Below are 12,807 nucleotides of genomic sequence, written 5' to 3' on the forward strand. Positions count from 1 at the left end.
TATTCCATTCAGGATAAAAGTCATGAATCCGGTTTATTTTCCATACATTTTTAAGGAAATACAGAAAGTTTAAGGGGGAAAAGCAATGGGAGCAAGATTTTTCAAGATTGCCGTTGTCTATTTTGTCATTGCCATCATCCTTGGGATTGTTATGGGAATCACCCATGATTTCTCACTCACCTCTGTCCATGCCCACCTGAATCTGCTCGGCTGGGTATCGATGGCGTTATTCGGCATTTTTTATCACTTATATCCTCAAGCGGGAAAAGGCGGGCTTGCGAAAACGCACTTCTGGCTCCATAATCTGGGACTGCCGCTGATGCAGGGCGGCATATCAGCCATGACCTTCACCGGAAATGAATCGCTTGTCGTCCTGGCCATTATCGGTTCCCTTGTTGTGGTCCTGGGCGGGATCCTGTTTGCCCTCAACGTATTCAAGCATGCCAAGAGCTCTTAAACAGCATCAAAAAGCTGCGCCCCATCCGGAGCGCAGCTTTCCCTTATTTCTTTTTGCTTTCCTTCAACTGCACTTCATAGCTGAAGTTAACAGCTGACTTCTGGTCGGCTGGTGCAGCATAGGATGTGATCATGTAGTTTTTGCCATCCTGGAACAGCTGCCTTAACTGAAGCGCGTTTTCTTCGGTTACATTGAATGGATCTACTGTAACCACTTTATAGTTTGTTTTCCCGCCGGCTTTTGCTCCGGCTTGTCTTTCGTTGATGAATGTCACCGTATACTCGACATACTCCCCAAGAACCTCATTCATGGACATGAAACCTTCCGTTGAGCTGCCGTCATGGGCAAAGCCGATTTCAGGGATTTCAATGTTGTCGATGAACCAGCCTGTATCATTGTAGCCCCAGTCTGTCAGGTAGCGGAAAGAGACAAGGACTTTTTGGCCCGCATAGTCGCTCAGGTCGAAGGTTTCATTCTGCCATTCTTTATAATTACCAGTAAATCCAGGAAGATTTTCTTTGATCTTTGGATATCCCTGGTCTACAACATCGGAGCGGGTGTTTTCATTGGCCAGGCTCTTCCAGGTTTGTCCGCCATCCGTTGAAACCTGGACAACCCCGAAGTCCCACTGCTCTTCAATATCCATGTAATGGTCAAAGTTAAGAGTTGCTGCACTCACGCCGCTTAAATCCGCTTCAAAGATTAGGGCATGGTCGGCTTCGTCTCCATTGCTGCCCCATAGAACCTGGTTGCCTTCATCCGTTGGATCGGCAATCGACTTCCACGGCAGGGATAGGAAATCTACACCGTCAAATGAGATGCCGCTGATCTTCCCGTTAAAATCAAGCTCTTTAAAGTCGCCGCCCCATGCCGGAACGCCTTCTTTCTCAATCTTCAGTGCTTTCTCGTAGTCTACCGTTTTGCCTCGCTTTGTGCCGTTGTTATCGACAACAAGGTCACGCAAGCTAAGGCTGTCAAACTTGTAAACTCCATCCCCTGGTCTGTCGCTGTCAATCGCCAAGGCCGTAATGAAGTTTTGATAAAGCTTTGTAAAATCAATCTCTGCTCCATGCTGAGCCAATGTTTCATTCACACTGTCAATTGAGTTGTTTTCGTTCAAAGCCAGGTCGCGGATAAACTCGCGGCCAAACTTATCGTTCATGTAGGCAGTAAACAGCTGCACCTGTCCGTAATCGGCAATGGTCTCAGGGCCGGTGGTAGCACTGCGATGATCATCCCAGTTTGTCAGCGAGTTTTCCGGATGATCAAGATAGAAATTGATTGAACGGTCATCAAAGCCATATCCACCCAGGTATTCCGAGAAAGTGGACATCCCTTCATTGATCCAGGTCTCTTCGTCTCCATCATTGTCTGCATGAATCAAGTGCTGAAGCTCATGGATTGTTGTACCGAAGAAGGTGCTTTCCAGCCTTGTTTCCCAGCTGTTTGTATCAATGGTGATGATGTTTCTGTCAATATAGTTTTCGAGTGTCTGCCAGAAGAATCCGGCAACAAAGAATGGGTAAGTAGAATCATAGTAGCCATCATCTTTGATATTGTCGACGAGCATGATAACTTTGTCGCTGCCTTCATAATAACCATCCGGAAGACCTACCATTTCCGGAAGCGGTGAATGGGAGCCATCAAGGGAATCAGGAGTTCCAAAGAAATCAGTTGCTACCGGATAGATGTTGCTGTCAAATTCGTCGCGGAGCTTGTCCACCTGTTCCTGGGTGACCACATGGGCAGGTCTTTCATCTCCTTCAGGGAAGCTCAGGTCGTCAGCGACCCAGATTTCAACATTCTCCCCAACACTTCTTAATGTAAATTCTTTAAATTTTAAATCGCGATCCAGGAAGAATTTTTTTTCACCTTCAACTGCAGTTGCATTATTTGTTCCTTCTGTACCATTACTTTCCTCTTCGTTAAAATTGATTCCCTCTGCCTGTTCCTGAAGTGATTGCTCAGCCTTTTTCAGGAAAGACTCGCTTTCCGACAGCTGATTCAAATAGCCATCGATATCGACGCGGTCGCCATAGCGTTCCACATCCCATTTTTCTTTTACTGCTGCCTGGGCACTTTGTCCCGGCACAGCTGCTGGAGCCAGCAAGGAAAGCGCCAGGGCACCGGTAGATAAAACGGATAATAATTTCTTCATGCCTGTTCTCCTTTCGATTTTCGAAATAATCAGTGGAGCAATCTTAACATACATAATTTTCCGAAAACAGTGAATATATTACTATTTATTATTTATAATTTTACAAATAAACGGGGATATTTACACAATCACCAGGCAAAGAAAATAAAAAAAGCTGAACCATTGTAGTGGTTCAGCCTTCTTACTCATGCCAGTTCAGTTTGCTTCGTTTCTTCGCCAAGGAAGAAGACGGCTGCTGCACCAATCAAAATGGCACCGCAGAAAATCGCAAAAATAACGGAGATCGATACATTGGCAGCCATCAGGTACGGTACGAGCAGCGGCCCGAGGATGCCGCCAACCCGGCCAAAGGACGCGGCCATCCCGGCCCCTGTGCCGCGGATCTTGGTTGGATACTGCTCCGGAGAATAGGCATAAAGCGCACCCCAGGCACCAAGATTGAAGAACGATAGGAAGATTCCTGCCGTGATCAGCAAAGCGAGTGTATCGGCATTGCCGAAGAAATAGGCGCTCAAAGCGGTACCAATCAAGTAAACCACCAGGACAAACTTTCTGCCTGCCCGCTCAATCAGCCAGGCTGCCGTAAAATAGCCTGGCAGCTGTGCAAGCGTCATGATCAGCACATATTGAAAACTTTGAATCAGGCTGAAGCCCTTCATGACCATCACGCTTGGAAGCCAAAGAAACATGCCATAGTAGGAAAAGACAACACAGAACCAGAGGATCCAAAGCATGGTGGTCTTTTTTGCGTGCTCCTTCGTCCATAAAGAAGCGATGCTTTGCCACACGGTTGGCCTGTCCTGGTCTTTTACTCTCATGTAGCGCGGAGAGTCAGGCAGGTTCATGCGCAGATACAGCGCATATAACCCCGGCACAGCGCTGATCAGCAACGCGGCCCTCCAGCCGTAATCAGGGATGACGAAGTAGGCGATCAGCGCCGCCACAAGCCATCCGGCCGCCCAAAAGCTCTCAAGCAAGACAACGACCCTGCCCCGTTTTTCCGCCGGAACACTTTCCGAAACAAGCGTTGAAGCAACCGGCAGTTCACCCCCAAGGCCTGCCCCAATCAGGAAACGAAGGATCAGAAATACCGTCAGTGACGTTGCAAAAGCGGATACCCCGCTTCCAATCGAAAATAGTAAAAGAGTGATGATAAAGACATTCTTGCGGCCGATCCTGTCGGCCATCAGTCCGAAAACAAGCGCTCCTACGGCCATGCCGATCGAATTGATGCTGCCAATCCAGCCCATTTCCTTGCCTGTGAGATTCCAGTCTACCTGCAAAGCGGCGATGATAAATGCTAATAGACCGACGTCCATCGCATCAAACATCCAGCCTAAGCCTGATATTCCAAGCAGTTTACGTTCCGAAACTTCCTTCTGCTTTTTCACCTGCTAACCCCCTAGAATTTTTGCTGGAAAGTATTTTTTTATAATCATAAGCTTCATTTTAAGCTACTGTCTTGACAGTTGTCATCTCTTTCTATGTAAAAAAACTCATTACAAGGAATTTTCCCCTATCGAGCAAAATAATTCCTTCCACAGTTATTTTTCGGGAAATAAAAAACCGCCGGACTGGCGGTTTAAAAAAACTAAAAAACGATTGTCTTATTTCCATGGACAAGCACGCGGTCCTCCAAATGCCACTTCAGGGCGCGGGCAAGCACACTGCGTTCGATTGAACGACCAATTTTCTTCAGGTCCTCAACCTGGTCCCGGTGATCGACACGCATGATATCCTGCTCAATGATTGGCCCTTCATCAAGGTCATCGGTGACATAATGGGAGGTTGCGCCAATCAGCTTCACGCCGCGCTGGTAGGCACGGTCATAAGGGCGTGCGCCGATAAAGGCCGGCAGGAACGAATGATGGATATTAATGATTTTGTAAGGATGGGCGGCAACAAAATCGGAGGTCAGGATCTGCATATAGCGGGCCAGCACAATCACATCAATGCGGTATTCCTCCATCAGCCGGAGCTGCTCCGCTTCTGCTTCTGCCCGGTTTTCCTTGCTGGCCGGAATATAATGAAATGGAATATCCAACGCCTCAACGATTGGCCTCGCCTCTTCATGGTTGGAGATGACAACGGCAATATCTGTCATCAAATCGCCGCTTTGCCATTCCCATAAAAGCTCGTGCAGGCAATGCAGCTCTTTTGAAACGAAAATCGCCGTCCGTTTCACTTCCGAAACAGGGGCGAGTTTCCATTCCATTCGGAAGGTCTCCGCAATCTCTTCAAAATGTGCTTTAAGCTCATCTTTTTTGAATTCCAGCTCTGGACATTCGAACTCGATCCGGATAAAAAAGTTCCCGCCCTCCGGATTGGTTGTATATTGGCTTGATTCCATAATATTGGCGCCATGGTCGAATAAGAATTTGGATACCGCCGCAATGATTCCCGGCTGGTCGGGGCAATTGATCAGCAGCCGGCCCCGGTTTCTTTGTTCTGCTTTGAACTTGTTGATAAATTCCTGTGTCATGTTTTCCCTCTTTTTCAAGTTTTGTTTTCCATTATACGATAGTGTCCGCCTCTGTTGGGGAATTATTTTTCAACGTACTAGGAAAATCATTCCTATGGTAAACTATTCCTATCCAGTAACCGAAAGGAGATGAGAAAGATGAAGGCAGAAATAATTGAGCGATTCACTTCCTATGTAAAAGTCGATACACAATCCAATGAGAGCAGTGAAAGCTGCCCTTCGACCCCTGGACAGCTGACACTTGCCAGACAGCTGGTCGACGAGCTTAAAAGCATCGGCATGACCGAAGTGACAATGGATGAAAACGGCTATGTGATGGCGACACTCCCTTCCAATACAGAAAAGGATGTGCCAACCATCGGCTTTTTGGCCCATCTCGATACGGCGACCGATTTTACCGGCAAAAATGTCAGCCCGCGTATCGTTGAGCGATATGACGGAAACGACATTGTCCTGAATGAAGAGCAGCAGATCATCCTCTCACCGCAGGATTTCCCGGAACTGCCGCAATACAAGGACCATACCCTGGTGACAACCGATGGCACGACACTCCTTGGGGCCGACAACAAGGCCGGCATCGCCGAGATCATGACCGCGATGGCCTATCTTATCCAGCATCCGGAAATCAAGCATGGCCGAATCAGGGTTGCGTTTACGCCTGACGAGGAAATTGGCAGGGGCCCGCACCGCTTTGATGTAAAAGCTTTTGATGCTGTCTACGCTTATACCATGGATGGCGGCCCGCTTGGCGAGCTTGAATATGAAAGCTTCAATGCCGCTGCCGCAAAGCTGACATTCAAGGGTAAAAATGTCCACCCAGGTACGGCAAAAGGCAAAATGATCAACTCTGCCAAAATGGCGATGGAGTTCCACCAGCAGCTTCCTGCCGCCGAGTCCCCGGAGCATACAGAGGGCTATGAAGGGTTTTACCACTTGATTTCTTTTAATGGCGACGTGGAAGAAACCAAGCTCCATTATAACATCCGCGATTTTGAGCGTGAAAGCTTCGAGGATCGGAAGGCGAAGGTCGCGAGCCTGGTTGACGATCTGCAGAAGAAATACGGGAAGGACCGGATTGTTCTTGAAATGAACGACCAGTACTATAATATGAGGGATAAAATACAGCCGGTGATGGAAATTGTCGAGCTCGCCCATCAGGCGATGGAGAACCTTGGTATAAAGCCAATCATCAAACCGATACGTGGCGGAACGGACGGCTCCCAGCTCAGCTATATGGGACTGCCAACCCCGAATATTTTTACCGGCGGCGAAAACTACCACGGACGCTTCGAATACATTTCCGTCGATAACATGGTCAAAGCGGTACATGTCATCATTGAAGTGGCGAAGCTGTTTGAGGAGAGAGCCTCTTAATAGATTAAGGACCGGCGCAAAGTGCGCCGGTCCTTTTGTCTATTTATTAAACGTCACAATCTCCGCTTCGTCCCCAAACCTTACGCTTGTCTCGGCTGGCTTCGTTTCGGCGATCACTTTGCCGCTACGGACTGAATACCTTACGGAAGCCTGCTTGCGGATTGCTTCATACTCATTCTCCGCATTCAGGATGATCAGGTTCGCCGGCTTACCTTCCTGAATTCCGTAGCGGTCGGTAATATCGAGCGTCTTTGCGCTGTTTTCAGTGATAAAATCTATGCTGTCAACAATCTGGTCATAGCCCATCAGCTGCGATACGTGGATGCCCATATGAAGCACCTGCAGCATGTTTCCTGTACCAAGCGGATACCATGGGTCAAAGATATCGTCATGACCAAAGGATACATTGATGCCTGCCTCATTGAGCTCTTTCACACGGGTCAGCCCGCGGCGCTTCGGATACGTATCGAACCTCCCCTGAAGGTGGATGTTCACCAGGGGGTTGGCCACAAAGTTGATATCCGACATTTTTAACAGCCTGAACAGCTTAAAGGCATACGCGTCATTATACGATCCCATAGCCGTTGTATGGCTTGCTGTCACTCGGCTTCCCATGCCCAGGCGAAGGGCTTCCGCGGCCACGACCTCAACAAAACGCGATTGCTCGTCATCAATTTCATCACAATGGATATCAACGAGAACATCATATTTTTCCGCGAGGCGGAAAGCCTTTTCCAGTGATTGGACACCATACTCCCTTGTAAACTCGTAATGCGGGATGCCGCCGACAACGTCCGCGCCCATCTTTAAGGCCTCTTCAAGGAGCTCTTCTCCATTAGGGAAGCTTAGGATGCCATCCTGCGGAAACGCAACCAGCTGCAAATCCACATAGCGCGCCATTTCCTCTTTTACCTCGAGCATCGCTTTCAAAGCCGTCAAGCCTGGATCCGTTACATCAACATGTGTCCTCACATGCTGGATGCCCTGGGCTACCTGCCATTTCAGGGCCGTTTTCGCCCGTGTTTTCACATCCTCGACGGAAAGGGTCTTCTTGCGTTCCGCCCATGTCTGGATTCCCTCGACCAGGGTGCCGCTCTCATTCCATTTCGGCTCGCCTGCCGTCAAGGTTGTATCCAGGTGGATATGCGGCTCGATGAACGGAGGCAGCACAAGGCTGCCACCTGCATCGATCACTTCATGACCGCCGCCATCATGGACTTCCCGCTCGATTTTTGAAAATTTTCCTGCCTCTATCAGGATCTGCCAAAGGCCTTCCCTGTTTCTCAGCTTTGCGTTTTTGATAATCATGCTTGTCTCACCTTCTCCAATTCAATTGATGGTGCTTTTGATGCCTGGAACTGTTTTGCCAGCTGGGAAAGCACTACATATACCAGTGCTGAACCGATCAGCCCGTTCAATGGCGCGATGCCTGGCAGGAATTGCGCCAGAGCAACACCCGCTCCCCAGGCTGCCAGGGCACTCCAATTCACCGATTTGAACGCCATCTTCTCGAAAGGCTTGTACTTGCCCCTGTTCAGGATAAAATAATCCGCTACGATGATCGCGCCAATCGGCGGCAAGGCTGCTCCAAGCACCGTCAGGAAGCCGACGAAGTTGTTATACAGCCACATCGCCAAAATGGTGCCAACAAGACCATTAAAGATGACCACCTTGCTCTTTTTGATTTTCGTGATGCTGGAAAGGCCAAGCCCTGATGCATACAGAGCATTATCGTTGGTTGTCCAGATATTCAGTCCCAGAACAACAATGGCAGGAAGAATCAGCCCTTGCAGGAACATCACTTCCGAAATGTCAGACTGTCCTGTCCCAATTGCACCGATGGCTCCGAAGAGAAACATGAGTGAATTTCCGATGAAGAAAGCCAGGACTGTTGTCGAGACAGCTGTTTTTTTGGTTTTCGCAAAGCGGGTAAAGTCCGGCGTCAGCGTACCCGCACTTATAAAAGAACCGACACAGATGGTCAGTGCCGCTGCGAGGCCAATGGATTCGGCTGGCTGATAGCTCATCAGCTCCTGGATGCCGCCCATGTCGCCAACCGCTGTGACTGCCGAGAAGCCTCCCAATGCCGCAATCGCGGGTACTGCGATAAAGCTCAGGATGGTCAGTGCCTTCATTCCAAAAAAGGCTGTTCCTGTCATTAGCAAGCCGGCAATCCCAATTACAAGATAAGTGTCAAGACCGGTCACTTTCTGAACCGGCACCGCAAACATCGCAACTCCGACGCCAAACCAGCCAATCTGCGTAGCGCTTAATAGGAAGGAAGACAGATAGGCTCCTTTTTCACCAAAAGCATAGCGAGCAAGCAAATGCGTAGAAAGGCCAGTTTTTGCCGATATATAAGCAAGTGTTCCCGTATAGGCCCCAAGCATAAGGTTCCCCGCCAGCACAATCCAAATGAATTCCTTCATGGAAAGCCCCATGCCCAGCGTCCCTCCGGAAAGCATGCTGGCCGAAAAGAAAGTCAATCCAAGCATGACCACAAACATCTTCCAAAATCCCCGGCGATGCGAAGCCGGCACCGCACCTAACGGGAAATCAACATCCATCTTATTCTTGTTCATACCAATTCCTCCTCGAGTTAAATGTCCTGGTACCGAAGAAAACCTTCGCAGACATATTGGGAATCGGCATAAAAAAAGCTGCTTGCCGGATTCGACAAGCAGCTTTTTGCACAGGATAAGGAAGAAGGCTATGGAGAGCCCTCCCCTTTTCCAACTTCCGCTGTCCTTGTCAGCCTCACAGGACTGAATTTAAAGGTACCAGTGTTAAATTAACATCATTATTTCAGGAAAGATGTTTTTTGTCAACAATCAATTCCTTTCCTTTTAACTGTAAAAATTTCCCGAATAATTCCGGCATAAGGTGGGTATAAACCATTTTAAAAAACGGATATTTTTATCTAAATCAATTAATCATCTCGAATCAAGATTGTTTCCATCTATTTTTAAGATTGCTTTGATTAATATTAAAATATAAAATTGATTTTGTTGAAAATAACTGTAATTTTCTGATAAAAATTTCATTTCTATACATACAAATACAAGGAGGAAAATATATGGCATTGACATCAAACGAAATAGTAACAGCAGAATGGCAAACAGCTGAAGCCTATGTAAACCAGGTATTCGAGGCCGTCAAGAGACGCAATCCGAATGAGTTCGAATTCCACCAGGCAGTTAAGGAAATATTCGATTCCCTCATCCCGATTTTCGCTAAGTACCCAAAGTATATTGAACACAATATCCTCGAGAGAATGGCCGAGCCTGAACGCTTGATCACTTTCCGCGTCCCTTGGGTCGATGACCAGGGCAAAGTCCAGGTAAACCGCGGATTCCGCGTACAGTTCAACAGTGCAATCGGACCTTACAAAGGCGGCCTTCGCTTCCATCCATCCGTAAATGCCAGCATCATCAAATTCCTTGGATTCGAACAGATTTTCAAGAACTCCCTGACCGGCCTTCCAATCGGCGGCGGCAAAGGCGGTTCCGACTTTGATCCTAAAGGAAAGTCCGACGGTGAAGTGATGCGCTTTACGCAAAGCTTCATGACGGAGCTGTATCGCCATATCGGCCAGGATATCGATGTGCCAGCCGGCGATATCGGTGTCGGGGCAAGGGAAATTGGCTACCTGTTCGGCCAGTATAAAAGAATCCGCGGCGGCTACGAAGCCGGCATTTTGACAGGAAAGGCGCCAATCTATGGCGGAAGCCCTGCCCGTCCGGAAGCAACAGGCTACGGAACGGTCTACTTTGTAGAAGAAATGCTTGCCGACAAAGGCATGGGCTTCAAGGACAGCACCGTTGTCGTTTCCGGCTCCGGAAATGTGTCCATCTACGCAATCGAAAAAGCAACACAGCTTGGCGCCAAGGTTGTCGCCTGCAGCGACTCCAATGGATATATTTACGACAAGAACGGCATTCAGCTTGAGACCGTCAAGCGCCTGAAAGAAGTGGAAAGAAAGCGAATCAGCGAGTATGTTAACTTCCATCCTGAAGCTGAATATGTCGAAGGTTCCACGGGCATCTGGAGCATTCCATGCGACATTGCGCTTCCATGTGCAACCCAAAATGAAATCGACGAAGTGTATGCCCAGATCCTTATCGACAATGGCGTGAAAGCAATTGGAGAAGGCGCGAACATGCCTTCCACATTGGAAGCCATTGACCTCTTCCTTGAAAACAAGGTTCTGTTTGGACCGGCAAAGGCAGCCAATGCTGGCGGAGTGGCGGTATCTGCGCTTGAGATGTCTCAAAATAGCATGAGGCTGTCCTGGAGCTTTGAAGAAGTGGATGAAAAATTACAGATGATTATGAAGAACATTTATCGCAACAGCGTAAAAGCCGCAGATGAATTTGGCTATCATGACAACCTCGTAGTTGGCGCCAATATCGCCGGCTTCACGAAAGTTGCAGATGCAATGATTGCCCAGGGAGTCATTTAACCTTCCTCCTTACCTTCCTATAATGCGAAAAAGCAGACAGCATCGGCTGTCTGCTTTTTTTCATGCTCATTTATTCATGTTGGCCAGGAAGCCGCCAAGGAGATCATCGGCGCTCTCTTCCTCTTCAGCCTCTTCCTCGGAGAAGGCTTGCTCCTGCCTTGCCTTTTCCCAGTCGAAATCCATCAGGTCGTCTTCAAAGCCCGCAGGATCCTCTTCCATTTTCAGTGGATCCGCCGCTTCCTCTTCACCCACTGGTTCCGGAAGGGGAACGGCACCCTGCACTTCCTCCTGGAGGAACAAGGCCTCATCAATATCGAGCGCCTTGCTGTTAAGAGTCGCCAGAATGGCTGATGCCCTCACCGGATCTGAAAGTAACTGATAGACAATCGTCCCCAGCATCGCCTCGGAGTGGGAATGTTTCAACCAGTTGCGCTGCTCTTTGCTTAATTGCTTGGGCAGCGGTATGGTGAGGGTTTCCTTTTCCCTCGCCAGCGAGTTCCCAACGCCTTCCAGCGCAAATTCCGCAATTTTACTGGAAAAATTGCGCTTCTCCGTTTCCTTCAGCTTTTGAAGCTGTCTAAGAATGTGGTCAGGGGTATCGGAGGGGAGGCGGAAGGTGATCGCCTGGCCCCTCTGTATGCGAGTCATTCCCTTTTTCTCCATGAAATCACCCTATAATCTACTTTTGAGCTGGCTGCTTGGCTGCCTCTTTCGCTGGTTTAGCTTTCTCGCTCTTGCGGACAAAGTCGGAGATCAGCTTGTAGTACGCATTGGCCATCATCCAGATGCTTTCCTTCTCGTCCTCGAAGAACTCGATATTATAGCCATCAAGGTTGTTGTTGAGCGTCTTGATGTATTCTTTCAGTACCATGGCTCCGCCGCCGACAAAATAGCAGATTTCCGTCTGGGAGTTCTTCTGCCAGACATTGCGCAGGTGGCGGTACTGTCTCTTCGCCAGTTCCACCAGGATCCTGTCCGTGATGTCATGGACGCTTGTACGGCTTCCTTTTACCCTGATATGGTTGCGGTCGTTCTTGCGGGTGATGATGTCAACCACATCGCGGCGGCTGTCCAGCTCCACACCATGTTTGGAACGGATTTCTTCCCTGATCGCCTCAAGCGCCTCGGAAACGCCCAAATTGAAGCCCTGAGCCTTGTCATCATCCACATTGCGGTTCTTGATGACGGCGATATCAGTTGAAAGCCCGCCGATATCCTGAATCAGGATGTTCTTGTCGATCAGGTCCCTATTAATAATATTCAGATCATTGTCCATTACAAGGTTGATATAAGCAGCAAATCCTTCTGGATAGACTTTGACCTGGTCAAAACGGATGTTGACCTTGAGTCCCTGGTACCTAGGTGTTACAAGGAACTCCACCTGGTGCACGGAACCAAGCAGCTGGGAGCGGTAGCCTACATCCTTGCCTTCTTTTACTTCGCGAAGGGGCAGGCCTGTCCCCAAAGTATAGTTCGCATCAATCACATTGTTGTTGCGTTTGAAAATGGAAGAATTCTCTCCCCTTACCGCATCCAATGCAAGTGTAGCGAACAGCATTACGAGTGTTTGATCTTCTTCCGACTTGCTGCTGCCTGGGTCAAGCTCGCTTGCATGGTCGCTTTTGGTTGCCAGGCTTCCAACCCGGTAAATTACATTATTCTCTTTTAAAGCAGGGGAGTGGAGCCTGATATGGATTCCTTCCAATGGATCCTTTTCATTTAGCTCCTCAATTCCGATAACCGGTCTATCTTCTGTATCCCTGGCAATCACATTTGGTATGTAAAGCTCGTAATCTAGTTTTCCAAAAAGGGCCTTTACGGAGTCATTTCCTACATCAATTGCACAAATTCTGCTCATACAATCATTCCTTTCA

10 protein-coding genes are annotated in these 12,807 nt (G+C 48.5%); 3 read left to right on the plus strand and 7 right to left on the minus strand.

Going from position 1 to position 12,807, the window contains the following annotated elements; translation table 11 throughout:
• The first annotated feature begins 85 nt into the window (after positions 1-85).
• Positions 86-457, plus strand: a complete 372-nt coding sequence (locus WQ57_RS11190; protein ID WP_046523854.1) for a heme-copper oxidase family protein — start codon at positions 86-88, stop codon at positions 455-457.
• 43 nt (positions 458-500) lie between these two features.
• On the opposite strand, the gene WQ57_RS11195 is transcribed toward WQ57_RS11190, so the two are convergent.
• The 3 genes from WQ57_RS11195 to purU form a co-directional block, all read right to left on the minus strand.
• Positions 501-2,615, minus strand: coding sequence for a M6 family metallopeptidase (locus WQ57_RS11195; RefSeq protein ID WP_046523855.1), 2,115 nt, complete (start codon positions 2,613-2,615; stop codon positions 501-503).
• A 185-nt stretch (positions 2,616-2,800) separates the two neighbouring features.
• Positions 2,801-4,006, minus strand: coding sequence for an MFS transporter (locus WQ57_RS11200; protein ID WP_046523856.1), 1,206 nt, complete (start codon positions 4,004-4,006; stop codon positions 2,801-2,803).
• Between the two features lie 200 nt (positions 4,007-4,206).
• Positions 4,207-5,097 carry a formyltetrahydrofolate deformylase gene (gene purU, locus WQ57_RS11205; protein WP_046523857.1) on the minus strand — a complete coding sequence of 297 codons (891 nt, stop codon included), beginning with the start codon at positions 5,095-5,097 and terminating at the stop codon, positions 4,207-4,209.
• A gap of 138 nt (positions 5,098-5,235) precedes the next feature.
• Here purU and pepT point away from each other — a divergent pair, with 138 nt between their 5' ends.
• Complete coding sequence (gene pepT / locus WQ57_RS11210) at positions 5,236-6,471, plus strand: peptidase T (protein ID WP_046523858.1); 1,236 nt, start codon at positions 5,236-5,238, stop codon at positions 6,469-6,471.
• A 39-nt stretch (positions 6,472-6,510) separates the two neighbouring features.
• On the opposite strand, the gene WQ57_RS11215 is transcribed toward pepT, so the two are convergent.
• Together WQ57_RS11215 and codB are read right to left on the minus strand one after the other, a co-directional pair.
• Positions 6,511-7,779 carry a cytosine deaminase gene (locus tag WQ57_RS11215; protein WP_046523859.1) on the minus strand — a complete coding sequence of 423 codons (1,269 nt, stop codon included), beginning with the start codon at positions 7,777-7,779 and terminating at the stop codon, positions 6,511-6,513.
• Positions 7,776-9,053 carry a cytosine permease gene (gene codB / locus WQ57_RS11220; protein ID WP_046523860.1) on the minus strand — a complete coding sequence of 426 codons (1,278 nt, stop codon included), beginning with the start codon at positions 9,051-9,053 and terminating at the stop codon, positions 7,776-7,778. Before codB ends, WQ57_RS11215 begins: the two co-directional genes overlap by 4 nt.
• Positions 9,054-9,547: 494 nt before the next feature.
• Here codB and gdhA point away from each other — a divergent pair, with 494 nt between their 5' ends.
• Positions 9,548-10,933, plus strand: a complete 1,386-nt coding sequence (gdhA, locus tag WQ57_RS11225; RefSeq protein ID WP_046523861.1) for an NADP-specific glutamate dehydrogenase — start codon at positions 9,548-9,550, stop codon at positions 10,931-10,933.
• A gap of 66 nt (positions 10,934-10,999) precedes the next feature.
• Here the strand turns inward: gdhA and WQ57_RS11230 are convergent, their stop codons facing one another.
• Together WQ57_RS11230 and WQ57_RS11235 are read right to left on the minus strand one after the other, a co-directional pair.
• Positions 11,000-11,596, minus strand: a complete 597-nt coding sequence (locus tag WQ57_RS11230; RefSeq protein ID WP_046523862.1) for a hypothetical protein — start codon at positions 11,594-11,596, stop codon at positions 11,000-11,002.
• Positions 11,597-11,612: 16 nt separating this feature from the next.
• The gene (locus tag WQ57_RS11235) at positions 11,613-12,791 is read right to left on the minus strand and encodes a ParM/StbA family protein (protein WP_046523863.1); all 1,179 of its coding nucleotides are present in this window, start codon (positions 12,789-12,791) and stop codon (positions 11,613-11,615) included.
• Positions 12,792-12,807 lie beyond the last annotated feature (16 nt).

Source organism: Mesobacillus campisalis (assembly GCF_000986785.1).
In the GTDB taxonomy this organism is placed as follows: Bacteria; Bacillota; Bacilli; order Bacillales; family Cytobacillaceae; genus Mesobacillus_B; species Mesobacillus_B campisalis.